Source organism: Stenotrophomonas sp. SMYL86, from assembly GCF_036320025.1.
Lineage (GTDB): Bacteria > Pseudomonadota > Gammaproteobacteria > Xanthomonadales > Xanthomonadaceae > Stenotrophomonas > Stenotrophomonas maltophilia_A.
In genome coordinates, this window is record NZ_JAWIRU010000004.1 from 74,796 (window position 1) to 95,328 (window position 20,533).

The 20,533-nt window shown below is 63.8% G+C and carries 29 protein-coding genes, 3 tRNA genes and 1 riboswitch; of the genes, 11 read left to right on the plus strand and 21 right to left on the minus strand.

Going from position 1 to position 20,533, the window contains the following annotated elements; all coding sequences use genetic code 11:
• Positions 1–13 precede the first annotated feature (13 nt).
• The 9 genes from V3B64_RS06545 to V3B64_RS06585 form a co-directional block, all read right to left on the minus strand.
• The gene (locus V3B64_RS06545) at positions 14–676 is read right to left on the minus strand and encodes a uracil-DNA glycosylase (RefSeq protein ID WP_073665943.1); all 663 of its coding nucleotides are present in this window, start codon (positions 674–676) and stop codon (positions 14–16) included.
• Complete coding sequence (locus tag V3B64_RS06550) at positions 673–1,809, minus strand: nucleoside triphosphate pyrophosphohydrolase family protein (protein WP_015912900.1); 1,137 nt, start codon at positions 1,807–1,809, stop codon at positions 673–675. The genes V3B64_RS06545 and V3B64_RS06550 overlap by 4 nt, the downstream gene beginning before the upstream one ends.
• A gap of 3 nt (positions 1,810–1,812) precedes the next feature.
• Positions 1,813–2,439, minus strand: a complete 627-nt coding sequence (locus V3B64_RS06555; protein ID WP_015912899.1) for a hypothetical protein — start codon at positions 2,437–2,439, stop codon at positions 1,813–1,815.
• On the minus strand, positions 2,439–2,906 hold the full coding sequence (locus V3B64_RS06560) for a TIR domain-containing protein (RefSeq protein WP_043567025.1): 468 nt from the start codon (positions 2,904–2,906) through the stop codon (positions 2,439–2,441). The genes V3B64_RS06555 and V3B64_RS06560 overlap by 1 nt, the downstream gene beginning before the upstream one ends.
• 86 nt (positions 2,907–2,992) lie before the next feature.
• Positions 2,993–3,295: a DNA-binding transcriptional regulator gene (locus tag V3B64_RS06565; RefSeq protein WP_043567027.1), complete on the minus strand. Its 303-nt coding sequence runs from the start codon at positions 3,293–3,295 to the stop codon at positions 2,993–2,995.
• Positions 3,279–3,662 (minus strand): type II toxin-antitoxin system RelE/ParE family toxin, encoded by a 384-nt coding sequence (locus tag V3B64_RS06570; RefSeq protein ID WP_043567059.1) that lies wholly within the window; start codon positions 3,660–3,662, stop codon positions 3,279–3,281. Before V3B64_RS06570 ends, V3B64_RS06565 begins: the two co-directional genes overlap by 17 nt.
• 139 nt (positions 3,663–3,801) lie before the next feature.
• Positions 3,802–5,004 carry a site-specific integrase gene (locus V3B64_RS06575; protein ID WP_073665944.1) on the minus strand — a complete coding sequence of 401 codons (1,203 nt, stop codon included), beginning with the start codon at positions 5,002–5,004 and terminating at the stop codon, positions 3,802–3,804.
• 254 nt (positions 5,005–5,258) lie between these two features.
• Positions 5,259–6,668 (minus strand): oxygen-independent coproporphyrinogen III oxidase, encoded by a 1,410-nt coding sequence (gene hemN, locus V3B64_RS06580; protein WP_329913824.1) that lies wholly within the window; start codon positions 6,666–6,668, stop codon positions 5,259–5,261.
• Positions 6,669–6,712: 44 nt separating this feature from the next.
• On the minus strand, positions 6,713–7,153 hold the full coding sequence (locus V3B64_RS06585; protein ID WP_032128934.1) for a group III truncated hemoglobin: 441 nt from the start codon (positions 7,151–7,153) through the stop codon (positions 6,713–6,715).
• Positions 7,154–7,332: 179 nt separating this feature from the next.
• On the opposite strand from V3B64_RS06585, the gene V3B64_RS06590 reads away from it, so the two are divergent.
• Entirely contained in the window at positions 7,333–7,620 is a 288-nt protein-coding gene (locus V3B64_RS06590; protein WP_010486039.1) for a hypothetical protein, read from the plus strand.
• The gene (locus V3B64_RS06595; protein WP_329913825.1) at positions 7,617–8,666 is read left to right on the plus strand and encodes a 4Fe-4S dicluster domain-containing protein; all 1,050 of its coding nucleotides are present in this window, start codon (positions 7,617–7,619) and stop codon (positions 8,664–8,666) included. The genes V3B64_RS06590 and V3B64_RS06595 overlap by 4 nt, the downstream gene beginning before the upstream one ends.
• Position 8,667: 1 nt before the next feature.
• Here the strand turns inward: V3B64_RS06595 and V3B64_RS06600 are convergent, their stop codons facing one another.
• Together V3B64_RS06600 and V3B64_RS06605 are read right to left on the minus strand one after the other, a co-directional pair.
• Complete coding sequence (locus tag V3B64_RS06600; protein ID WP_032128931.1) at positions 8,668–8,904, minus strand: hypothetical protein; 237 nt, start codon at positions 8,902–8,904, stop codon at positions 8,668–8,670.
• A 353-nt stretch (positions 8,905–9,257) separates the two neighbouring features.
• Complete coding sequence (locus tag V3B64_RS06605; protein WP_032128930.1) at positions 9,258–9,467, minus strand: hypothetical protein; 210 nt, start codon at positions 9,465–9,467, stop codon at positions 9,258–9,260.
• Between the two features lie 111 nt (positions 9,468–9,578).
• Here V3B64_RS06605 and V3B64_RS06610 point away from each other — a divergent pair, with 111 nt between their 5' ends.
• Together V3B64_RS06610 and crcB are read left to right on the plus strand one after the other, a co-directional pair.
• Entirely contained in the window at positions 9,579–9,980 is a 402-nt protein-coding gene (locus tag V3B64_RS06610) for a transcriptional regulator (protein WP_010486043.1), read from the plus strand.
• 22 nt (positions 9,981–10,002) lie between these two features.
• A riboswitch (Fluoride riboswitch) is annotated at positions 10,003–10,066 on the plus strand.
• 82 nt (positions 10,067–10,148) lie between these two features.
• Complete coding sequence (crcB, locus tag V3B64_RS06615; protein WP_032128929.1) at positions 10,149–10,541, plus strand: fluoride efflux transporter CrcB; 393 nt, start codon at positions 10,149–10,151, stop codon at positions 10,539–10,541.
• Positions 10,542–10,544: 3 nt separating this feature from the next.
• On the opposite strand, the gene V3B64_RS06620 is transcribed toward crcB, so the two are convergent.
• Both V3B64_RS06620 and V3B64_RS06625 read right to left on the minus strand, forming a co-directional pair.
• Positions 10,545–11,378: an AraC family transcriptional regulator gene (locus V3B64_RS06620; protein WP_032128928.1), complete on the minus strand. Its 834-nt coding sequence runs from the start codon at positions 11,376–11,378 to the stop codon at positions 10,545–10,547.
• A 96-nt stretch (positions 11,379–11,474) separates the two neighbouring features.
• A complete protein-coding gene (locus tag V3B64_RS06625; RefSeq protein ID WP_329913826.1) occupies positions 11,475–11,987 on the minus strand; it encodes an ATP-binding protein in 513 nt (170 codons plus the stop codon).
• Positions 11,988–12,248: 261 nt separating this feature from the next.
• Here V3B64_RS06625 and V3B64_RS06630 point away from each other — a divergent pair, with 261 nt between their 5' ends.
• From V3B64_RS06630 to V3B64_RS06640, 3 genes are all read left to right on the plus strand, one after another.
• Positions 12,249–13,325 (plus strand): hypothetical protein, encoded by a 1,077-nt coding sequence (locus V3B64_RS06630; RefSeq protein ID WP_329913827.1) that lies wholly within the window; start codon positions 12,249–12,251, stop codon positions 13,323–13,325.
• A gap of 88 nt (positions 13,326–13,413) precedes the next feature.
• Positions 13,414–13,614 (plus strand): hypothetical protein, encoded by a 201-nt coding sequence (locus V3B64_RS06635; RefSeq protein ID WP_032128925.1) that lies wholly within the window; start codon positions 13,414–13,416, stop codon positions 13,612–13,614.
• Positions 13,615–13,732: 118 nt separating this feature from the next.
• Positions 13,733–14,497 (plus strand): thioesterase family protein, encoded by a 765-nt coding sequence (locus V3B64_RS06640; protein ID WP_329913828.1) that lies wholly within the window; start codon positions 13,733–13,735, stop codon positions 14,495–14,497.
• A gap of 15 nt (positions 14,498–14,512) precedes the next feature.
• Here the strand turns inward: V3B64_RS06640 and V3B64_RS06645 are convergent, their stop codons facing one another.
• Together V3B64_RS06645 and V3B64_RS06650 are read right to left on the minus strand one after the other, a co-directional pair.
• Complete coding sequence (locus V3B64_RS06645; RefSeq protein WP_032128923.1) at positions 14,513–14,782, minus strand: hypothetical protein; 270 nt, start codon at positions 14,780–14,782, stop codon at positions 14,513–14,515.
• A gap of 123 nt (positions 14,783–14,905) precedes the next feature.
• Positions 14,906–15,610 (minus strand): winged helix-turn-helix domain-containing protein, encoded by a 705-nt coding sequence (locus V3B64_RS06650; protein ID WP_049399948.1) that lies wholly within the window; start codon positions 15,608–15,610, stop codon positions 14,906–14,908.
• 105 nt (positions 15,611–15,715) lie between these two features.
• Here V3B64_RS06650 and V3B64_RS06655 point away from each other — a divergent pair, with 105 nt between their 5' ends.
• Positions 15,716–16,357 (plus strand): flavin reductase, encoded by a 642-nt coding sequence (locus V3B64_RS06655; protein WP_329913829.1) that lies wholly within the window; start codon positions 15,716–15,718, stop codon positions 16,355–16,357.
• A gap of 10 nt (positions 16,358–16,367) precedes the next feature.
• On the opposite strand, the gene V3B64_RS06660 is transcribed toward V3B64_RS06655, so the two are convergent.
• Positions 16,368–16,889: a GNAT family N-acetyltransferase gene (locus tag V3B64_RS06660; RefSeq protein ID WP_329913830.1), complete on the minus strand. Its 522-nt coding sequence runs from the start codon at positions 16,887–16,889 to the stop codon at positions 16,368–16,370.
• 107 nt (positions 16,890–16,996) lie between these two features.
• Here V3B64_RS06660 and V3B64_RS06665 point away from each other — a divergent pair, with 107 nt between their 5' ends.
• Positions 16,997–17,401 (plus strand): NUDIX domain-containing protein, encoded by a 405-nt coding sequence (locus tag V3B64_RS06665; protein WP_032128919.1) that lies wholly within the window; start codon positions 16,997–16,999, stop codon positions 17,399–17,401.
• 77 nt (positions 17,402–17,478) lie between these two features.
• Here V3B64_RS06665 and V3B64_RS06670 read toward each other — a convergent pair.
• The 3 genes from V3B64_RS06670 to V3B64_RS06680 form a co-directional block, all read right to left on the minus strand.
• Positions 17,479–17,552: transfer RNA gene (locus V3B64_RS06670), tRNA-Cys, on the minus strand.
• A 66-nt stretch (positions 17,553–17,618) separates the two neighbouring features.
• A tRNA-Gly gene (locus V3B64_RS06675) sits at positions 17,619–17,694 on the minus strand.
• 142 nt (positions 17,695–17,836) lie between these two features.
• A tRNA-Gly gene (locus V3B64_RS06680) sits at positions 17,837–17,912 on the minus strand.
• A gap of 130 nt (positions 17,913–18,042) precedes the next feature.
• Between V3B64_RS06680 and V3B64_RS06685 the strand changes: the two genes are divergently transcribed.
• The gene (locus tag V3B64_RS06685) at positions 18,043–18,444 is read left to right on the plus strand and encodes a hypothetical protein (protein ID WP_049399945.1); all 402 of its coding nucleotides are present in this window, start codon (positions 18,043–18,045) and stop codon (positions 18,442–18,444) included.
• Positions 18,437–18,886: a hypothetical protein gene (locus V3B64_RS06690; protein WP_329913831.1), complete on the plus strand. Its 450-nt coding sequence runs from the start codon at positions 18,437–18,439 to the stop codon at positions 18,884–18,886. The genes V3B64_RS06685 and V3B64_RS06690 overlap by 8 nt, the downstream gene beginning before the upstream one ends.
• A 2-nt stretch (positions 18,887–18,888) precedes the next feature.
• On the opposite strand, the gene V3B64_RS06695 is transcribed toward V3B64_RS06690, so the two are convergent.
• Together V3B64_RS06695 and V3B64_RS06700 are read right to left on the minus strand one after the other, a co-directional pair.
• Complete coding sequence (locus V3B64_RS06695) at positions 18,889–19,803, minus strand: HlyD family efflux transporter periplasmic adaptor subunit (protein ID WP_329913832.1); 915 nt, start codon at positions 19,801–19,803, stop codon at positions 18,889–18,891.
• A complete protein-coding gene (locus V3B64_RS06700; protein WP_004152366.1) occupies positions 19,800–20,528 on the minus strand; it encodes an ABC transporter ATP-binding protein in 729 nt (242 codons plus the stop codon). Before V3B64_RS06700 ends, V3B64_RS06695 begins: the two co-directional genes overlap by 4 nt.
• Between the last annotated feature and the right edge of the window lie 5 nt (positions 20,529–20,533).

Consider the following 20,533-nt stretch of genomic DNA (forward strand, 5'->3'; position numbering starts at 1 on the left):
TCAGAACATCTCGTCAAAACAACGATCCGGTACTCATTGGTTGCCCATAGAGTTCCGAGATTTGCGTCTGGAACTGTGTCTGTCCTCCGTAGCTAGGGTGCCTCACGCAAATTACCGGTACAGAATCCGTGATGCGATGGGCCGCAGCGGTGGCATCATTGCCGATGGCAACGATGCGAGAAGGCTTCAGCAAGACAATGAGTTGTTGGAGCAGTTCTTCGCCGGCGCGTCTTTCGTGCGCGTTGTGCTGGCGGTTGGTGAATGGATCTCCAGATTCATGCGGATGAAGGGGAAAGACATTCCAGAGGAAGATGCGAGCATCAATGTGTTCTAGCATGCCCCATATGACCGCCGCGGTTCGTTCAGCTACAGCACTTCCTATCGTCGGCCGCTCAGCGATCAGATCGAGATTCCAGCGCTTGGCGTGCTGGCTCATGTGAACGTCGTCAGTCAGGGCTAGCCCAGTGCGGCGCCCTCCGCGATATCCGAGGTCTCTCCCGATCCAGATCGCATCTACAGGCTCCTCTGTTGCACGACGCAACATGGCGGAAAGTGCTGCAGCACGGCGACGCGGCGCATCGCGCCGATCATGGACTTCACATCGATCCGAATACGGATTGAAGCAGTCTTCGAATTGCAGCGAAGCAACTGCCTCAACGAATGGGTGGATCTTCATTTTTCAGACTCAAGTGGCATGTATTTGATGGTGCGTTGTTCTCGGTTTCCAATGATCCAGCCGCCTTGATTTTCCTTAAGCTGTCGGAAGACCGCATACCCTTCCAAGATGGCCTTTTCCCAGAGCTTCAGTGGGCACTTCTCTACCTCGTAACCACTCACGAACTCGCCGATGGTCTTGAGAATTCCGAGTGAGACCTTTTCCTGGTTCTCGAAGAAATTCAATTCTTTGGCTCTTGAGAAAATCCAAGCTGCAACCCCTTCTTCAACGACGATGGCTCGACCGCTGTCCTGCTCTTCATCGAATTTCGGATTGCTCTTTCGTTTGTGTTTGATCAATGCCCGCATCACGGGTGACCAGTGCAGGATCGCCGCATTCGCAAAATGGAAGACGTCGTGGAACCGGTAACCATCGCGGTCGGCAATGTTGTCGGTTAAGGGATCTCCAATGAATACGCCATTCCATTGGAGATAACTCTTACCACTGCCTCGTTGATTGACTCGGATTCTGAATTCTCTGGGTAGCTGTTCCTCGATTCCAAATTTACTGTCGAAATCAAGGTCAACCAGATCATCTGCTTGTGGTTCCAAGAACGCGCCGCGCGCTTTCCGAAGGTTGGCGCGAGCCACTTCCGAAAATGCTAGTTCGGCCGCATGGATTGCATCCAGGTAAGCCCGCGCGAACGCGACCAAATCAGTGCGCGCAGGGGTGCTTCCCATTAGGGCTGCTGCTGACTGCCCCAAACGTGCCAGGGTGGCATCTAACGATGCAGTCGCCGCAATAGGCACTGCGATATAGGCCAATGCACCTTCAGCGATATCACTTGCAGCGCCAACATTCTTAAAATTTCCGTGGTTGGCGGCTTCCCCGAAGATATCCTCAAGAGGGATATTCAGGCGCCTGCAGATTGCAGCCAAGTACCAAAGAGTGTCGCCGAATTCTTCTTCCGCCGCTCTCTTGTAGCCAGGGTATGCTGATTTATCTCGAACGTGCTTTTTGGCCGTGGCCATTATTCCGCCAACTTCTCCATATAGCCCTTGGAGAACCGGATTGAAGTCGTTCGGATTGAGTACGTCTGTGGCTGCAATTCCCGCAGCGTAATCCGAGAGCAAGAGGGAGCCTTCCTTTTTCATCGGTCACCTGCGAAGAGTCAGCCATTCGAATGGGGCGCCTTGGTAGCCGCTCACTGCCAAGTTGCGAATCCATTGCTCAAGATTTCCAACTAATTGCGCATCGTCAAAGGCTGTGAGGCCTATTCCCGTTTTGCATAGAGGGCGACCTTGCTGATCTTGCAATTCATCAGGAAACGCAGGGCCCTCACCCCCGAAATATACGAAATCGTTGCTGATCAAAACCCTGTTGACGCCTGTATCACGGGCCACATGGTCAGGGTTGAGCGAGCCATCGGGGCGGGAGTGAAATGAGTCTCGCTGCTGCCAAGCAACCCCAGCCGCAGCCCTGAAGTAGATGTTGTCCCCGCAACTTTGCTTCCGGCTGCCATTGCGGTACGGCTTCTTGGATTCAAACCGCGGGTCTCGGCCATACTCGTCAAATGTCATTGCTTCGGTGACCCGCATCGCATACACGAGATGCCCACCGCGTCGGACACTTCGATCATTGCTTCCACTACCGACCACCCAATCGCCGATGTCAGCGCTTCTGCGGATACTGGGTTTGCAAGTCGCGAGCGTGCAGTAGCTATAGAAGGGGTTGGGTGCAAAACCACTGTCGTACCGCACTACATAGGAGTGAATACGTGTCATCAGCAGGGATGCCGCTTGAGTGGAACCGGGTCGCAGGCACCGCCGTCAGGCTTTTCCCACGAGTCCTTCCCGTTGATCGCGTCAATGATTGAATCACCGTTCCACCCAACCAAGGCGTCCGCATGTTCTTTCAGCGCATCTGGTAGGTCGCATTCCTTCTCACCATGCTCCCAAACACCAACAATGCGCTTGCCCTGTTTGGCCGCATATTCGATTTCCCAGTTCACCCAATCGCTGTTCTTGGTTTGGGGAGAGACATAGCAAATGAACACCCCAGCCCAATTGATGGCAGGCGCAAGGATCTGCGTCTTTATGTAGTGCTCATCAGTGGCATTGTTGAACTTTCCTGTATGGATCGAGGAATCCCGGACCTCCAGACCTTTCGGAGCCAACAAATCCTTGAGCTTCTGGAGCCCATGATCGTCCTTATGGACATGGCTGATGAATACATTCCTTTTGTCTGCCATCTGTCACCTCCATGGTTTTGCATGTTTTGAAGATCGTAACCGGGTTTGTGGCTGGTGCAGTAGGGGCTACTGGCCAGCTTGCTCGCTTAAAGAATTGCCTGTAGTCCCTTGTCGGCGATGACGTTGAGCAGCTTGAGGGTCGGCCCGGTGGGATGGGTTTCGCCTTGCTCCCACTTGCGCACGGTCGAGGCCGACGTGTGCAAATGAAGAGCAAACACCGGCTGGCTGAACTTCAAGGCTTCGCGCAGACGTTTGATGTCGGCAGCACTGAGTTGCCGCACCGGCGGCGGACAGATCGCGTCGAACTCGCGCATCGTCACCTTGCTGATCGCTCCCGCTTCGTGGAGCGCAGCCAAGTCGCCACGCAGGGATTCAATGATCTTGCTCACAATGCACCTCCAATAACGCGCCCGACCGCAACGCCTTCGACAAAGCCTCCGCGGACAGTTCCAGAAACACCTTACCGGCGAACTGCAGCGCCTTCTTCTCGTCTTGCGTGATGTTCGCCTTGTCGCTCTTGGGGAACCCATGCAGGAACACGTAGCGGCTACCGATCCGGGCCGACAGCAGCGTGCGGTAACCACCGCTCTTGCCGCTGCCGGGGCGTGCAACCCGCTTCTTATAGAGGAAGCCGCCCAAGTCCGCTTCAATCAGACCGCTTTCCATCTCCTGAACCGCTTTGCACAAGGCGGCATCAGGCAGCTTCTCGCTTGCCTGCCACCGCGCAAAGTCCTTTCGCTTGAGAACGCGCTTCATCTTGACCTCCAAACTATACCCGAAACGGGTACACTTTTCCAGACCCCCGCGCGATGCCCGGGCGGGGAGGGTCGCTGGGCAGATTGTCGTGACAGCGATACGACAATCTGGGCCGACAGGGCTGACCGCTGGCCACTGGTCATGTGGTCACCTCTTTCGGCTCCTGGCGCATGCCGATGACCGACTTGCGCCGGCTGGCCACCAATTCGGCCGCCTTACGCACCGGGTCGTCCTCGGTGTGGACGTAGCGCATGAACATCGCCACGGTCTTGTGCGCTGTCAGCGCCATGCCGACCTTGACCGGGATGCCGGAGTTGGCAATGTCGGTCGCTGAGCGGTGGCGGATGCCGTGGGTGCCGACCTTCGGTACGCCGGCGCGATCAAGGATGCGGCGCCATGCCTGGTAGTAGGAATGGGGGCCGAGTGGTTTGTCGTGATCGTTGATGGCTGGACAGATGTAGGGCGATTTGCCATAGCGAGGTGCGTTCGTCAGCAGCCGACGGGCTTCCTCGCTCAACGGCTTCGACATATCGCCCGTCTTGCTGTCCGGCCAGACAACCCGGCCATTGGGCAAGTCGAGCCAATCCCACTGCAACAGCAGGATTTCCGACATGCGGGCCGCGAACTCGAATTGCAGCCGGACAGCCAGCAGGTGGATCGGATGCTCCAGTTCCTCGGCCTCGGCCTTGTCCAGATAGGCGAACAGCTTGACCATCTGTTCGTCGGTGATGAGGCGGGTCGAGCCTTTCTCCGGGTACTTGGGCACGTGGCGGCAGGGATTCGAGCCGTCGGGCCGGTAGCCCCACAGCTCGGCCAGGTTGAACATCTTGCGGACAAGCGACAGCACGCGATTGGCCTGCGTCGGAGACTTCTCCATGCGCTTCATCAGCGCGGTGATGTCGTGGCGCGTGACCTCGTGAACCTTCTTGCTGCCGAAGGCCGGGATGACGAAGCTGTCGATCTGGTACTGGTAGCCGGCCTGCGTGCTGGGCTTGTTGTGCGGCCTGGAGTGGTCGTCCATGAACCGGCCGCACAGCTCCTTGACCGTCGGCGCCTTGCGGGCCTCGGCCTTGTCGAGTCCGGGGTCGCCGCCGCGCCGGACTTCGGCCAGCCAGTCTTGTGCCAGCGATCGGGCCTGTTCGACCGTCAGCTCGCCGAACTGGCCGAGGGCGGGCTTGCGCCGCACGCCGGAGTTCGTGCGGTACTGAACCATAAAGACCTTGCGGCCCGTTGGTGTTATCTTGCACAAGAAGCCCGGAACGAGCGTATCCCGGAGTTCCACGTCGCAGGTTTGCGCCTGCGCCGTGTCAACGACGGACTTGGTGAGTTTGATCTTTGCCATGAGGTGCTCCTGAAAGGCCCCGATTCCAGGGGCCGGCTAGGAGCCAGGCGGAGGGGAACCGGGGCGGTTTGCATCGCGCACCGGGATATGATCGAAGGCATTGGTCTGGCGGAAAACCTGCTACAGCAAGCCTCATCCAAGTCCAGCGTTAGCCCGGTGCGGATGCCATGCTCTGGCTTAAAATCCGCCGGGGGCAACCCCATGCCGGTTCGATTCCGGCTCCGGGCACCACACGCACGCAGCACGTCCCGCTTTCAGATCGCCCGCGAATAACGTGGTTGCTCGTGCGCGGCACGCAGATACGGGTCAAAGCACATCGCCAGCAGCCGCAGCAGCGGTCGCCCGGGTTCACTGGCACGCACCACGCCATCGCGGTATTCGGCCAGGCCGTCTTCCTGCAGCCGCTGTACCGAACGCAGGTCCTCGGCAAAGTACTGCTCGAAATCCAAGCCGTGACGCTGCCCCAGCAGCACGCCATCCACCTCGCCCTGGCACATCAGCTGCTGGATCAGTTCCGCGCGCAACTGGTCGTCGGCACTCAGTGCCACGCCGCGCCAGACCGGCAGCTGGCCCTGGTCCACCGCATCCTCCCACGACGGCAGGTCGCGCGGATTCTGGCTGTAGGTGGCACCGATGTGGCTGATCGCACTCACGCCCAGGCCGAGCAGATCGGTATCGGCGTGGGTGGTATAGCCCATGAAGTTGCGATGCAGCTGGCCGGCGCGTTGTGCGCGCGACAGATCCTCTTCCGGCAACGCAAAGTGATCCATGCCGATGTACTGGTAGCCCGCCGCGGAGAGCTTCTCCACCGCCAGGCCCAGCAGCGCCAGCTTGTCTTCCGGTGACGGCAAGCGGCTTTCGTCGATCTGCTTCTGCGCGCGGAACAGATGCGGCAGATGCGCGTAGCCGTAGACCGCCAGACGGTCCGGGCGCAGCGCCAGCACCAGCTCGAGGGTGCGACCGAAGCCTTCCAGGCTCTGTCCCGGCAACCCATAGATCAGATCGACGTTGACCGAACGCATGCCGCTGTCGCGGCAGGCACGCAGGATGTCCAGCGTCTGTTGCACGCCCTGCACGCGGTTGATCGATTCCTGCACCTGCGGATCGAAATCCTGCACGCCCAGGCTGGCCCGGTTGAACCCCAGCCGCGCCAGCATGGCGACGTCGCGGGTGTCGATGAAGCGCGGATCGAGTTCGATCGAGAAATCGCGCTGCGGCAAATCACTGAAATCGAAGCGCCGGCGCAACCCTTCCACCAGCGTGGTCATCGCTTCGGCATCGAGGAAGTTCGGCGTACCACCACCCAGGTGCAGCTGGATCACCTCGCGGCCGTCATCGAACTGCGGCGCCAGCAGGTCGGCCTCGGCCAGCACGCGTGAGACGTAGCTGTGGCCACGACCGCGATCACGGGTGATCACCCGGTTGCAGCCGCAGTAGAAGCAGGGACTGGAACAGAACGGCACATGCACGTACAGCGACAGCGCACGGGCCAGCTGGTTGCTGTCGGCGATCGCCTGGCGCAGCGCCGGCGCGTCGAAGCCATCATGGAAATGCGGCGCGGTCGGGTACGAGGTGTAGCGCGGGCCCGGCCGGTCGTGCCGGCGCAGAAGATCGGGGTCGAAGGTCCAGGCCAGGCCACCAGCGGCGGGAGAGAACGTGTCCATGCCGCCAGCATCGCGCCGGGCGGCCTGCGCCGCCTTGACCCAGATCAATCCTTGGCAGGGATGCCCAGCACCGGCAGGCCGACCTGCGGCCAGCGCAGCATCTGGTAGCGCTTCCAGAAGGTGTCACCGATGCGCGCGGCCACGTCGTTGGCCAGCTCCTGCATCGGCGGGTTGTTGCATTCGGCGGTGGTGATCCGGAACAGCACCAGCCAGCGGTCGAACAGGTCCTTGTCCAGCTCGATGGCCATGTGCTTGGACATCGGCGAGCCCTTGAACCGGCGGGTGCCGCGCAACATCGCCGACCAGAAGTCGACCAGCTGCGCCAGGTGCTCGGGCCAATCGTGGACGTGCGCGCCGAACACCGGCCCCAGCCGCTCTTCCTCGCGCACGCGCGCATAGAAGTCGTGAACCAGGCGGGTCACTTCCTGCTCGGTGCACAACTCGGGCGAGGCGACGGGGAGGACAGGCGGCGGTGTTGCGTTCATCGGGGTACCCAAAGCGTGCCGGCAGTGTGCCGCACCCGGCCATCACCACCGTTGATCCAGATCAATGTCGGCGCAGTCCGCTGCGCCTAGGCTGGCACGCTTGCAGGAAGCATGCCCTGCGGATGCGGCGCCGACCCTGGCGAAGTATACGCGCCGCCCACTTTTCGATCCGGGACAGCATGAACAGACCTTCTCCCAACCGCCGCCAGCGGCTGATCCAGCAGTGGGGCGCCATCCTCTGGCCCAGCTTCATCGCCGCCGGCGTGGCCAGCGTGGTGTTCTTCGCCTTCGTCGATCCATTGCGCCTGCAGGCCATCAGTTTCCCGGGCACCGCAATCAGCCGCGAACTGGGTTACACGGCGGGATTCTTCATGTTCTGGTCGGTGACGGCACTGTCCAGCGCGGTCACCTGGTACCTGCAGCGGCCCATGCCGAGCGATGACGACGACGAGCTGCCGCTGGGATGAGCACGTCATGTACCCGGACTCCCCGTCCCTGGCACTGGCGCGGCACGCTCAGCGCCGCCCTGCTGGCGCTGTTCTACGCACTGCCGTGGCTGCGCTGGGAGGGCCGCCAGGCGCTGCTGCTGGACATCAACGCGCGGCGATTCGACCTGTTCGGCTGGACCCTGTGGCCCGGCGACGTCGGCGTACTGATCGGCCTGCTGGCGGTGCTGGCCGTCGGCCTGGCGCTGCTTACCCACCTCGCCGGACGCATCTGGTGCGGCCATGCCTGCCCGCAGACGCTGTGGCGGCGCGCCTTCGACTGGATCGCCCGCAGCGCGGCCCGCATGCTGCCGGCACCTGCTGTACGCCCGGTCACCCAGCTGGCCTGGGGACTGCTGTCAGTGTGGACCGGCATTACCTTCGTCGGCCTGTTCAGCCCGATCACCGGCTTGCTGGCCGCCGCGCCAAACGCTGGCTGGAGCGGCTGGGAAACGTTCTGGGTACTGTTCTATGCCGCTGCCACCTGGGGAAACGCCGGTTTCCTGCGCGAGCAGGTCTGCCGTTCGCTGTGCCCGTTCGCACGCATGCAACCACTGCTGACCGATCCGCATACGCCGCGCATGCTGTACGACGCCCGTCGCGGTGAGCCGCGCGGGCCACGTCCATCCGGGCTCGGCGGGGTGCTGGGCCGTGGCCGCGGCCTGCTCGACCCGACCACTGCGCAGGACTACGTATTCCGCGCCGCGCATCCGCTGCTGGCTGGACCGATGCCGACCTTCAGCGCCGACCGTCTGGGTGATTGCACCGATTGCGCGGCCTGCGTCATTGCCTGCCCGATGCAACTGGACATCCGACAGGGACCGCAAGCCGATTGCCTGGCCTGCGGTGCCTGCCTGGAGGCCTGCGCACAACAGCAGCACCGGGCCGGTTTCGGTCCGGCGCTGGTGCGCCACTGCAGTCCGCAGGCAATGGCCGGACAACCGAAGCGTCTGTGGCGACCCCGGACGTTGGCGCTGCTGTCCTTGTTGCTGGCGCTGCTTGCCTGCGGCGCCTGGCGCCTGCTCTGAATCAACGCGACCCGCTGGCGTGCGGCGGCACAAGCTGCGCACGCCGGACGATGCCCAGCTGTTCGATGATCAGCGCCATTTCGTTGGTGACTTCGGTACGCTCGGTCCCCTGCGGGACCAGACGGTCCAGCACCTGCTGGTAGGTATCCCAGAACGCCGGACCGCATCCGTGTTTGTGGTAACTGGCTTCCAGTTCGCGGCGTACCCGTTCAGCCAAGCCATGCATGCCGTATTCCATACGACCTCCGTTGGACTTGTTCTGCATTGTTGACGGTCTACCGACTCACTTGCGTGCTACTGAAAGACTCCCAGGCTTCACGCTTGGTTGACTCCAATTAGTCATAGATTTCACGACAGGTCAATTACATGCGGCGACTTTAGCGATTGAAATTATTAATCGTTCACGAAACTACATACGGGACCCCGGGGCCCCCGGATGGGGTGAAGCCGACAGGCCGCGGAAACCATGGACCGATGACTCCAGTAGATGGCGCCGATTGTGACCCTCAGATCGATCGATCTTGCCTATTTCGCTAAGCATACTTAGCAAATTGCGCTTAGCGTGCTAAATGCGACAAAAGGCGGCGCAAGTCAGATGGATTCGCCCGCCGACGCTTCTGTCGTGGGGAACAGGTTCGGATAGCGCTGATGCAGGATGTACTGCCGCAGGGCCGGAATCGGGAAATCCTTCGGCCATTGCGACACTGCGGAACGGCTGATGCCAAAGAAGCGGGCCAGTTCGGCATCGGTCTGGAATCCCAGCCGGGTGCGCACCTGCCGCTTGCTCCAGAATTCGGTCACGGTCGGTCCTTCTGTTAACCAGACTGATTCTTGCGACAAGGCTTCTTCGCAATCCACGCGTTAAGCTGGCTTGCATAGATGAATACTCTCGGCCAACGACTCGCGGCAGCCATGAAGAAAGCCGGGCACCCACGCCCGGCCGATCTGGCACGCGCCGCCAAATCAACGACAGCAACCATCAGCAACTGGCTCAACGACCACGTGAGCGCCTCGCACGTGAAAGCCGAACAGCTGTTCCGCATCGCCGATGCGGCCAAGCTGGACGCACGCGAGCTGCTGTACGGGGTCAGCGGGCTCGGCGTCGGTGAGCCTGGCAGTGCCTACATCCCCAGCCAGGCCCATCTGGATGTCTGGCAGGACGCCTACGAGCTGGTCAGTCACCTGGTGGCCGAGAACGGGCTGGAGATCGACCATCGCCGCCATGCAGCGTTGGATCTGCTCGCGTTCGAACTGCTGATGGATGGCTTCAGCCGCAGCAAGGTCGCCCGCGTGCTGACGACCTCGATGACGTGAATGCACCGCCGCTGGTAGCATGGACCGCGATGGGGATGGGGCTCCCCCGATAACCGCCTGAGAAGGCTGATGGCTCCTGCCAGGACGAACCCGGTGTTCGTCGACGGCAGGTCGTGCCTGCCCTCGGCGTTCGCCATTGACCCTGCGAACCCGCATTCGAGGCACGCCATGCAAACACTGAACAATTATTTCCTGGTCTTCGTCGGAGGCGGCATCGGTGCCTGCCTGCGCCATGCCTGCAACCTGATCGGCGCGCGGGTGGCCGTCGGCAGTCCCTGGCCCTGGTCGACCTTCCTGATCAACGTCAGCGGCGCCCTGCTGATGGGCGTGGTGGTCGAGGTCTTCGCGATGCGCAATGGCGCCTCGCCGCAGCTGCGTCTGCTGCTGGCCACCGGCATCCTCGGCGGCTACACCACGTTTTCCACCTATGCGCTGGAGATCGGCCTGCTGCTGCAGCGTGGCCAGCATGGGCTGGCGGCTCTGTATGCCGGCGGCTCGGTGGCACTGGGCCTGGCCGGCCTGTTCGGTGGGATGAAGCTGGCCCGGCTGGTGCTCGGCTGACGCTCAGGCCGCACTGGCACGGGCCTGTCCCCGCCATTCCCGCGGCGACTGCCCGGTGTGCGCCTTGAACGCGCGCGACAGCGCCGCTTCGCTGCCGTACCCCACATCGTCGGCAATCCGCTTCAGCGGTCTGCCTTGGCGCAGTGCCTGCTGCGCCAGCCCCACCCGCCAGCCCTGCAGGTACTGGCCCGGCGTGGTGCCCATCGCCTCGCGGAAGCTGGCGGCGAACACGCTGCGTGACATGCCGGCCACTTCGGCCAGGTCTTCCAGCGTCCACGCCTGCGCCGGCGCTTCATGCATCGCCACCAGCGCCAACCGCAGCCGCGGATGACCCAGCCCGGCGAACAGGCCGCCACGCATCTCGCCGCCTTCCATCAGCTGGCGCAGCACCTGGATCATCACCACCTCGAACAGCCGGTTGACCATCGCCGCCCGCCCGCAACGCTGCTCGAACGCTTCTTCGAACAGCAGTTCCAGCGCCGCGTTGCCGCCATACAGATCGGCCAGCGGCAGGCAGATGAAATCAGGCAGCGCGGCACTGATCGGATTGAGCCGGCCGCCCTCGAAATGCAGGTTGGCGCAGGCCATGTCGGCGCCCTGCTGCGGGTCGGTGCTGAAGCGATGCGGCATCGGCCGCGGATACAGCAGCAGGCTCGGCACTTCGACCTGCACGGTCTGCTGCCCGTGGCTGACCTGCACCGGCCCGCGCCGCACCAGGTGCAGCTGACCCGCCTCGTCTTCGCCCTCCAGCGTGTTGATGCCGCACAGCGCGCCGGCATGGAATACCGAGGCGGTCACCGCAAAACGTTCAAGCAGTATGGCGAGACGGTCGACCATGACGGGACTCCGGGTCAAGCGAGGCGAGCTCAATGCGACAGATCGTATCGGAATCGCCACCGAGATGGTCGACTGAACGCCGCCCTCTCTGCGCCCTCAAGCCTCCTGTGAATGACGGATCACCACGAAGCCCTCCTCCTGCGCAGGTGCCACGAAGTGACGGGTGATCTGCTCGAAGGCTTCGTCGCTGGGCTGGAACGGGTGCTCACCGCGCGCGTTGCGGGCATGCAGCCGCGCCTTGCAGATGGCGTCGGCAACATCGAGAAAATGCAGCTGGTGGGCAACACCGGCCGACTCGAACAGTTCGCGGCCCCATGCACGGGCGGCCCGCGTATTGAACGGAACGTCGAGCACGACCGAAACGCCGGCCTGCAGGATCGCGCATACATGCCGCGTCAGCGCTCCGCGCAGCGCGGCCGCGCGCTGCAGGTAATCGGCAACGGAATGGATCTGGTCGGGATACAGCGCGGCCAGCCAGGCGTCCTCGCTGATCAGCACGTGACGTGGCTGCGCCGCCAGCTGCTGCGACAGGGTGGATTTGCCGGCACCGATCTTGCCGCACACCAGGTGCAGGGTCGGCGCATTGTCGGTCGATGAAAGGTGATGCATCTGCGTTCTCCTTGATGGATTCCAGTACCCGGGAGAGCGCCGCATGCAACCCGCCTTCCCGGGCGGGTTGCATGGCCGTGGCGACCGCGCGCTATCCCGCCTTCCCGTGGGGAATGCGGATAATCGACGCGGTGCTGTGCAGGACCATGCCGCCAGCGTAGAGCGCAGCCTGGCCGGCGGGCAATCCCCTGCGGCAGTGCAGCGCGCGCAAGGTTTTGCGGGGATCTATGCTCGGCGCCATTCCCGCATGGAATGACCACGATGCGACCCTTGCTTCGATGCGCCCTCGCCCTCGGCCTTCTGCTGCCTGCGGCATCGCTGCTGGCCGCGCCCCCCACGGCACCACGCATGCTCAGCGGCGAGCTGCAGGGCGCCCCCTGGCGACTGGACGTGCCGGCTGACTGGAACGGCGACCTGGTGATGCTGGCGCACGGCTACGAGCCGGTGGGCGTGCCACGCACTACGCCGATGACCGCCAATGACAGCACCGCAACGCTGCTGTCCGCAGGCTACGCCGTCGCGCAGAGTGCCTACGCCAGCCAGGGCTGGGCAGTGGCCGATGCGATCACCGACATGGAGCGCCTGCGCCAGCACGCGCTGGGCGAACTCAAGCGCGTGCGCCACACCTGGCTGCTCGGATTCTCGATGGGCGGCGCGGTGGCACTCGCCAGCCTCGAACGCTTCCCGCAGCACTACACCGGTGGCGTCTCGCTGTGCGGTGCCAATCTCAGTGGCGAACAGATCGCCGCAGATCTGCTGACCACGCTGGTCGCCTTCGATTACTTCTTCCCCAACGCTGCAGGCCTGCCGGCCACCGGACTGGCTTCGCATGAAGCGGCCGTGCTGCCGCAGGGAGTGCTCTATCAGGGCATCGCCGACGCGCTGCAACGGAATCCCCAGCATGCCGACGTGCTCGCCAAGCGACTGCAGGTCGCTCCGGATGCACTGGCCGGGACAATCAGCCTGCACACGCTGGTCCTGCATGAACTGGCCACGCGCAGCGGCGGCATGCCGGCCGGCAACCTAGGTGTGGTGTACAGCGGATTCGGTGACGACGCCGCGTTCAATGCCGGCGTGCAGCGCATCGCTCCCGTGCCTGCGGCACAGGCCGATGTCCGCGCGAAGCTGGCACTGAGCGGCGCGTTGAAGCGACCGCTGGCGGTCCAGTTCAACAACAACGATCCCACCATCGTGCCGCACATGCAGGCGGTGTATCCGCAGATGGCCGCACAGGCCGGCGCGCGACCATTGCCGCGCGTGCTGCCGCCGGTGGGCGAAGGGCATTGTGGCTTCTCTGAAGCACAGGTTGTCGACGCCTTGAAGGCAATCCAGCGTTGAGCTCAACGTGTCGCAGCGCATCAGGGGCGCGCCATAAGGACTGCTATGGTGGCCGGGCCCATTGACGGGCACACAAAGGACTGACGTGATGATCAAGACGACCTTGAAGACCGTGATGTTCCTTGGCATGGCCGTGACCGGGCTGGCCTTCGCCGCAGGCCCCTGTGAATTCTGCAGCCAGCAGTACGAATATTGTCTGCGCGCAACTTCAGGCCCACTGGCCAAGACACCCGCAGAATGCCTGGCCCAGTACAAGATGTGCCGCGAAATGGATTGCCAGTCCTCCTGACCGGCATCCGGCCGGCTCCTGCGGGAGCCGGCTCAGCCGGCCACGCTGCCAAACGCTTACGATGCAGGGACCCGCGCAGCATCTGCCGCCTCCCCTCCCTGCTGACACAACGCATACGATGGCCTTCTTCGAACGACTGAGCGACACCCGCTACCTGCCGACCGAACACACGGGCGGCGCCTGGAACATCCGCGAACAACACATCGCACCTGCGATCGGGCTGCTGGCGCACCACCTGGAACGCAACGCCGCAGCGCGTGGGCACGGTTTTCTGATCGCGCGCCTGTCCTACGACATCCTCGGCACCATTCCGATCGAAGCGATGGAGGCCGACGTACAGGTGCTGCGCGGTGGTCGCACCATCGAACTGGTCGAAGCCACGCTGCGCCATGACGATCGCCCGGCGCTGCGCGTGCGTGCATGGCTGATGCGCCCGAACGATACGCAGGCCATCGCCGGCACGCCGATCACCGGCATTGCTCCGCCGGAATCAATGCCCGCGTGGGACCCAGGTACGGTCTGGCCAGGCGGTTTCATCAAGAGCGTGGAGATCCGCCGACATGATCAGGGGCCCGGCCGTGCCACCTACTGGGCGCGCGCGAAGCACGCGCTGCTGGACGGCGAGCCGGTCAGTCCGCTGGCCCGTGCCGCCACCCTGTTCGATCTGTCCAATGGCATGGCCGTGCGCGCCGATCCGAAGGAGGTCGCCTTCCCCAACCTCGATCTGACCGCGCACCTGTTCGGCATGCCCGAAGGCGAGTGGCTGGGCTTCGACACGTCGGTGTCGTTTGGCCACCAGGGTCTCGGCTTGACCAGCACCGTGCTGCACGATGCGCGCGGTCCGATCGGCATGCTCGGCCAGGCACTGACCGTACGCCCGTGACCCCAAAGGGCGGCGTCAGCCGCCCAGCGTACCCATGGTAAACGTGTAGCCGGAGCTCATCAGGAATTCGCGCATGCGCATCTCCGCGCGCCGCGGTGAGGCCAGGTTGGCCGGTGCATACAGCGCGTAGACCACGCCCGCGCCTTCGATGGCTTCACGCCGCACGCCACAGTGGCGGGTCTCCGAAGCAATCACCCATCCATCCTTCAGCCGATCCGGTCCGATCGACTGGCCGTTCATCAGGCGGAACGTCAGCCAACGTACTTCCACAGAAGATTTGCTCATTGCCGGCATACCGCCAGCGTGCCGCGATCGTTCATGTCCTTGCTCGCCATTGCAGCTCCCTAAGACTTGGAACTCGACCATAGCGCCTTGCCATGTCGTGGGCGAATGAGACTGGAGGGGCCCTTATGTCGCCAGGCCGAACCGCGTCCACAGCGCTTCGCGCCCCGGCTGCGTCAGGCGCAGTTCGCGTCGACCCTCAACCCGCCGAAGCCAATCGTTCTTCACGAAGCTGTCCAGCATCGCCTCGCCGACCAGTCCAGCCAGATGCGGGCGCCGCTCGGTGCAGTCCAGGCATCCTCGGCAGTAGCGCGCAGGCTTGACCGTCACGGGAAGCCGCAGCAGCTCAGCCAGCGGCTGGCCGAGCTCCTGCAGGAACGCTGCGCCCTCCACACTCACTTGCCAATGCGCCTGGTGCGGGACCAGGTGTCCTGCCTGCAACAAGCGGTCGGTGATCGCCACCGCATGCACACCGGCCAGATGCCGGTAGCAGGAACGCGCCTGGCGCAACGCCGGCATGCTGCGTGATGCCTCAGCGGTGCAGGACGGCGTGCGGTCCGCAACGCGCAGGATGCCCTCCAGCATGTCGGCGACTTCGTGCGAGGCCAGCCGGTGATAGCGATGGCGCCCCTGCGCGACAGCGACCAGCAGGTCGCCCTCGACCAGCCTGCGCAGATGCGTGCTCGCCGTCTGCGGTGTTACCCCAGCCACGCGTGCCAGCTCCGTCGCGGTATACGCACGCCCATCCATCAACTGCAGCAGCATGGATGCGCGCGCCTGGTCGCCAACCAGGGCACCGACGCTGACAAGGGAACCGGAGGTGTGGACCATGCCCGCATTGTGGCACGCCGTTGCAGGCCGACAGTTCGATGCAGGCCGAAGCGTCGGCACCCGCTGCCACGGCACAGTGGCCACCCCGATAGTGCAAGGCCTGCCGTGAAAACCGCTCCGATTCCCCGCCGCCGCATCACCCCTTCGGTCCTGTACCCGGGCACGCCTGTGTTGCTGATGACCACGCTGAACGACGACGGCAGCAGCAACATCAGTCCGTTGTCTTCGTTCTGGGCCCTGGGCAACCGGGTGGTGCTGGGCCTCGGCGTGCAGGGTCAGGGCTATCGCAACCTGCAGCTGCGCAACGAGTGCGTACTGAACTTCCCATCCTCCGCGCAGGCCGCACAGGTCGAGGCCATCGCGCGCGCGACAGGCTGCGATCCGGTGCCCTCTGCCAAACAGGCGATGGGCTACGTGCACGTCCGCGACAAGTTCGCGCTGGGGGGCTTCAGTGCGGTCGCCTCGACACACGTCGCGCCAGAGGCGATTGCCGAGTGCCCGCTGCAGGTGGAAGTCAGCGTGATGGCGATGCACCCGCCCGCCGAAGATGACGGCCAGGGCTTCGTGATCGTCGAAGGACGGATCCGTTGCGTGCATGCGCACGAAGCGATCACCGTGGCTGGCACCCAGCACATCGATGTCGCCCACTGGAAACCGTTGATCTATCTGTTCCGCCACTACCTGAGCGTGGGTGAACCAGTCGGGCGCAACTTCCGCGCGCAGACGCCGGTCCACGATCCGGCGTAGAGCGGGTGATTCAAGGTGCCGGCGATGGTGGGTGGCTGGTCACTGAAATCCAGTACGACACCATGTCCACATAGCGGCCGTCGCGCTTCACCGCGCGCGGCTCGACGCCGGATTCGGTGAAACCCAGCGATTCATACAGCGCGCGCGCGGCGGCGTTGTCCGCCAGCACCGTGAGAGTGAGCGATTCGATGCCTTCCGCGCGCGCAGCCGCGAACGCGGCAAGAAGAAGCTGACGGGCGATACCCTGGCCTCGATGGCCAGCACCCACATGGACACTGTGCACTTCCGCCGTATGCCGTCGCGCCATCCGCACCGGGCGTACGTAACGCAGGAAACCCACCAGCATGCCGTCCACGAACGTGCCGAAGTAGCGCGTGCTGGGATCGCCAAGCTGGGCGCGCATCACGTCCGCCGAGTCATTCTGCGCCTCGGCCAGCGTGGACAGGAACGCCGCAGGCGACTCGCGAAGGGCCTGCAACCGTGCTTGCCAGAGAATATCGGCGTCGTCAGCGCCGAGTTGCCGGAGAAGCATGCGACACACCTGTGAGGTTGCTGATGCACAGGTGCCCAGCCTAGCGCGGGTTCGCCTGATACGGCGTGCATGCAAGAATGAAGACAGCTCCTTCTTCACTCTCCGCCATGACTGAACTTCAGATTCCCCGCGTTGGATGCGGCGCCGTCGTCCGTGATGCCGACGGCCGCATCCTGCTGATCCAGCGCGGACGCGATCCGGAGCGCGGGCACTGGGGCCTGCCCGGCGGCAAAGTCGACTGGATGGAAACGGTGGAGGCTGCCGTGGTCCGCGAAACTCGCGAGGAGACGGCGTTGGAAGTGACGCTGCTGCGCCTGCTGTGCGTGGCCGATCATTTCGAGCCGACACTTGCGCAGCACTGGGTTGCGCCGATCTTCGAGGCTCGGGCACCTGCCGGTGCCGAGGCCTCCATCCAGGAGCCGGGTGTGCAGACAGGGCTGGGCTGGTTCGCGCTGGATGCGCTGCCCCAGCCACTGACCCAGGCCACGGTGCAGGCGCTGGCAAGGCTGTAGCGGATATCGATCCGGACGCAGGTTAGCTGGCATCCAGACAAACAAAAAAGCCCTGACCGGAGTCAGGGCTTTTCAATTGGAGGCCTCAAGCGGAATCGAACCGCTGTAAACGGATTTGCAATCCGGTGCATAGCCACTCTGCCATGAGGCCAACGTACTGCGCGCCAGGAACGGAGCCCTGACAAGACAAAACCCCATGATGGGGCCTGTCGGAACATGGAGCGGGAAACGAGACTCGAACTCGCGACCTCAACCTTGGCAAGGTTGCGCTCTACCAACTGAGCTATTCCCGCGTAAGCCGCCATGGTACCGGAAATCCGGAACACACACCAGCGATTTCACTTTTCTGACTGCGCGTAAAGCCTTGTGGCCCAACGTGCCCCGCCTTGCCGTGGCGGGAGAAAAACAAGGCCCCTACCGGGGCCCTGTAGAATCTGGAGCGGGAAACGAGACTCGAACTCGCGACCTCAACCTTGGCAAGGTTGCGCTCTACCAACTGAGCTATTCCCGCAGATTCCGTTCGACCTGCGTCGAAGGAGCGCTATTGTGTCCAAATTCCTTCACGCCGTCAACAGTCTTCACACGATGCGGTCATGGGCGTCCGCACTGGGGTACGCTGCCCCGCCCAGCCCTGTGCGCCCATGTTCCTTCGCGGCAAGCCCCTGTTGATCGCCCTGCTGCTGCATCTGCTGGTGGCCCTGCTGTACTGGGCACTGATTCCGCTGGGAATGAACTGGTATCGCGACCATTTCGGCTTCACCTCCCATCGCGACATCAGCCTGGGCATCGCGCAGTTCTACCTGTTCTGGATGTTCCTTGGCGCCCAGCCAATGATCGCGGTGCTGCGGCCGCTGTTCGCCAAACTGTTGGTGCTGGCGGTTCCGCTGACGTTCGCGACCTGGACGCTGATGCACAACCACCCGCTGCGCCTGCTGTACTTCACTGTCGGACCTGGCCTGCTGGCGCTGGCCGCGATCGCCACATCGGTGTGCTATGCATCACGCAGCCGCCTGCCCGCCACCATGGACACCGCCGATGCCTAGACGTTACATCCGCCTGTTCTGGTTGCTGGTCGCGCTGACGTGGCTGGCGCTGATCGCCGCACTGGTCAATGCCGGCTTCACCCCGGACTACTGGTTGCTGCACCGCCTGGAAGGCGCCGAGCTGCCCTACCCGACCAGCACTGTCATCGTGTTCGCGTTGCTGGGCACGGTTGAACTGGTCGTGGCCGCCTTGATCGTGCGGCCATGGAAACTGAAGCGACTGTGGCTGCGCCTGTTGATTGCCTTCGTTCTGCTGCTGGCGTGGTCGGTACCGTGGATGCTGTCGGCCATGCATCAACCACCGGTGCACGCCATGCACCTGCTGTGGTTGCTGCTGCTGGACGTGGGACTGCTGCTGGCGCTGTGCGTCGTGTCAGCGGTGAGTGCATGGCGGGCGCTCAGGCGCCGAGGACGTGCGGAGGCGGCCCCACTGAAGCGCTAGGCCTACTTCCGGAACTCCACCCGCACATGCTGGCCGAACCGCGCCTTGGCCGCGCCGTCGAACTCCAGCACGCACTCCACCACCTTGGCCACGCCACGCCCGGCGTCTTCAGGCAGGCGCGCCTGCGCGAACACCGGACTGATGCGCACCACGCGCGCGGGTGGCAGCGTGCCGGTGTTTTCGGCGCCATCGCTGTCCGGCACGACGGTGGCCTTCATGCCCACCTGCACGGCATCGGCATAGGCGGCGCTCAGTTCTGCACGCACCTGCAGCGGACGCGCCGGCAGCAGCGAGATCGCCGGCTTGCCAGCCTGCACGAAGGCGCCGAGGCCCGGCACCTGGCCGACCACGGTGCCGGCTTCCGGCGCGCTCAGCGACATCTGCTGCAATTTCAGTCTGGCGTGCTCCAGCTTGTGCTGGGCCATGTCGACCTGCGCACCGGCCACATCGACATCGGCGCGCACACCTGCCAGCTGCTGCTTGGCCGCATCGGCCTGCTGGTTGGACGACACGCCTTCGCTGGCGCCGGTGGACAGACGGGTGGCGTTGCGCTCCAGTTCGCGCAACTGCGCCTGGCTGCCCTTCAGGCGGTCGTTGGCCAGGGCCAGATCGGCGGTGGCCATCGCCACTTCCTGCTGCAGCAGGGCGCCATCCAGCGACAGCAGCAACTGTCCCTTCTTCACCGTGGCACCCTCCTTCACCGGCGCGGCGGTGATCGAACCATCCACCGGCGGCGCCAGCGCGATCAGGCCACCCTCGACGTCGATGATGCCGCGCGCCACCGCGACCTTGCCGGCGGTGGCAGTGCCGGCTTTACCTGCAGGTGCTTGGGCAGGCGCGTCCTTGGAACAGGCGCCGAGCAGCAGCGCCGCGGACAGTACCAGGCTGAAGGGAAGCAGGTGCAACGTCTTGGTCATGGGGCGGACTCTACAGTTTCGTTCTGGCGGCGGTCATCACGGACCATGCCGTCTTCCATGGCGATCACCCGATCCGCATGCCGGATCAGGCGCGGATCGTGGCTCACGCACAGCACGGTGGCGCCATGCGCACGTGCGTAGCGATGCAGGATGTCGATCACGCGCTGGCCGTTCTCGGCGTCCAGCGCGCTGGTGGGTTCGTCGGCGAAGATCAGCGTCGGCGACTTGGCGAAGGCGCGCGCAACGGCCACGCGCTGCTTCTCACCACCGGACAGCTGCGCCGGTCGCATGTGGCTGCGGTGGCTGAGGCCCACCTCGTCCAATGCCTTGCGGGCCAGCGGTTCGCTTTCGCGATTGCTCATGCCGCGATAGCCCAGCGGCAGCTGCACCTGTTCCAGTGCGGTCAGTGCGGGGAACAGATTGAAGCCCTGGAACACGAAGCCGACATGGTGCAGGCGGAAGCGCTCCACTTCACTGCGCGTCATGTGGCCCACATCCTGCCCGAGCGCGTGCACGCGACCGCCATCGGGCGCAGACAACCCAGACAGCAACGACAGCAGCGTGCTCTTGCCGCAACCCGATGGGCCCGATACCAGGGTCAGTTCACCGGGATAGATGTCCAGTGACAGGCCACGCAGCACCGGCACCTGCACGTCGCCGGACATGAAACCCTTTTCCAGTGCGTCGGCCTGCAGGGTCGGGGCGACGGCGCGTGTAGAAGTCATCGGCC

Coding starts and splice junctions, on each gene's coding strand:
- V3B64_RS06560 (WP_043567025.1), bottom strand. CDS start 2,906: ATGGCAGACAAAAGGAATGTATTCATCAGCCATGTCCATAAGGACGAT.
- V3B64_RS06555 (WP_015912899.1), bottom strand. CDS start 2,439: ATGACACGTATTCACTCCTATGTAGTGCGGTACGACAGTGGTTTTGCA.
- V3B64_RS06630 (WP_329913827.1), top strand. CDS start 12,249: ATGCGACCCTTGCTTCGATGCGCCCTCGCCCTCGGCCTTCTGCTGCCT.
- V3B64_RS06690 (WP_329913831.1), top strand. CDS start 18,437: ATGCCTAGACGTTACATCCGCCTGTTCTGGTTGCTGGTCGCGCTGACG.
- V3B64_RS06645 (WP_032128923.1), bottom strand. CDS start 14,782: ATGAGCAAATCTTCTGTGGAAGTACGTTGGCTGACGTTCCGCCTGATG.
- V3B64_RS06665 (WP_032128919.1), top strand. CDS start 16,997: ATGACTGAACTTCAGATTCCCCGCGTTGGATGCGGCGCCGTCGTCCGT.
- V3B64_RS06600 (WP_032128931.1), bottom strand. CDS start 8,904: ATGGAATACGGCATGCATGGCTTGGCTGAACGGGTACGCCGCGAACTG.
- V3B64_RS06695 (WP_329913832.1), bottom strand. CDS start 19,803: ATGACCAAGACGTTGCACCTGCTTCCCTTCAGCCTGGTACTGTCCGCG.
- V3B64_RS06625 (WP_329913826.1), bottom strand. CDS start 11,987: ATGCATCACCTTTCATCGACCGACAATGCGCCGACCCTGCACCTGGTG.
- V3B64_RS06590 (WP_010486039.1), top strand. CDS start 7,333: ATGAACAGACCTTCTCCCAACCGCCGCCAGCGGCTGATCCAGCAGTGG.
- hemN (WP_329913824.1), bottom strand. CDS start 6,668: ATGGACACGTTCTCTCCCGCCGCTGGTGGCCTGGCCTGGACCTTCGAC.
- V3B64_RS06635 (WP_032128925.1), top strand. CDS start 13,414: ATGATCAAGACGACCTTGAAGACCGTGATGTTCCTTGGCATGGCCGTG.
- V3B64_RS06640 (WP_329913828.1), top strand. CDS start 13,733: ATGGCCTTCTTCGAACGACTGAGCGACACCCGCTACCTGCCGACCGAA.
- V3B64_RS06700 (WP_004152366.1), bottom strand. CDS start 20,528: ATGACTTCTACACGCGCCGTCGCCCCGACCCTGCAGGCCGACGCACTG.
- V3B64_RS06610 (WP_010486043.1), top strand. CDS start 9,579: ATGAAGAAAGCCGGGCACCCACGCCCGGCCGATCTGGCACGCGCCGCC.
- V3B64_RS06595 (WP_329913825.1), top strand. CDS start 7,617: ATGAGCACGTCATGTACCCGGACTCCCCGTCCCTGGCACTGGCGCGGC.
- V3B64_RS06660 (WP_329913830.1), bottom strand. CDS start 16,889: ATGCTTCTCCGGCAACTCGGCGCTGACGACGCCGATATTCTCTGGCAA.
- V3B64_RS06685 (WP_049399945.1), top strand. CDS start 18,043: ATGTTCCTTCGCGGCAAGCCCCTGTTGATCGCCCTGCTGCTGCATCTG.
- V3B64_RS06550 (WP_015912900.1), bottom strand. CDS start 1,809: ATGAAAAAGGAAGGCTCCCTCTTGCTCTCGGATTACGCTGCGGGAATT.
- crcB (WP_032128929.1), top strand. CDS start 10,149: ATGCAAACACTGAACAATTATTTCCTGGTCTTCGTCGGAGGCGGCATC.
- V3B64_RS06545 (WP_073665943.1), bottom strand. CDS start 676: ATGAAGATCCACCCATTCGTTGAGGCAGTTGCTTCGCTGCAATTCGAA.
- V3B64_RS06585 (WP_032128934.1), bottom strand. CDS start 7,153: ATGAACGCAACACCGCCGCCTGTCCTCCCCGTCGCCTCGCCCGAGTTG.
- V3B64_RS06650 (WP_049399948.1), bottom strand. CDS start 15,610: ATGGTCCACACCTCCGGTTCCCTTGTCAGCGTCGGTGCCCTGGTTGGC.
- V3B64_RS06570 (WP_043567059.1), bottom strand. CDS start 3,662: ATGAAGCGCGTTCTCAAGCGAAAGGACTTTGCGCGGTGGCAGGCAAGC.
- V3B64_RS06620 (WP_032128928.1), bottom strand. CDS start 11,378: ATGGTCGACCGTCTCGCCATACTGCTTGAACGTTTTGCGGTGACCGCC.
- V3B64_RS06575 (WP_073665944.1), bottom strand. CDS start 5,004: ATGGCAAAGATCAAACTCACCAAGTCCGTCGTTGACACGGCGCAGGCG.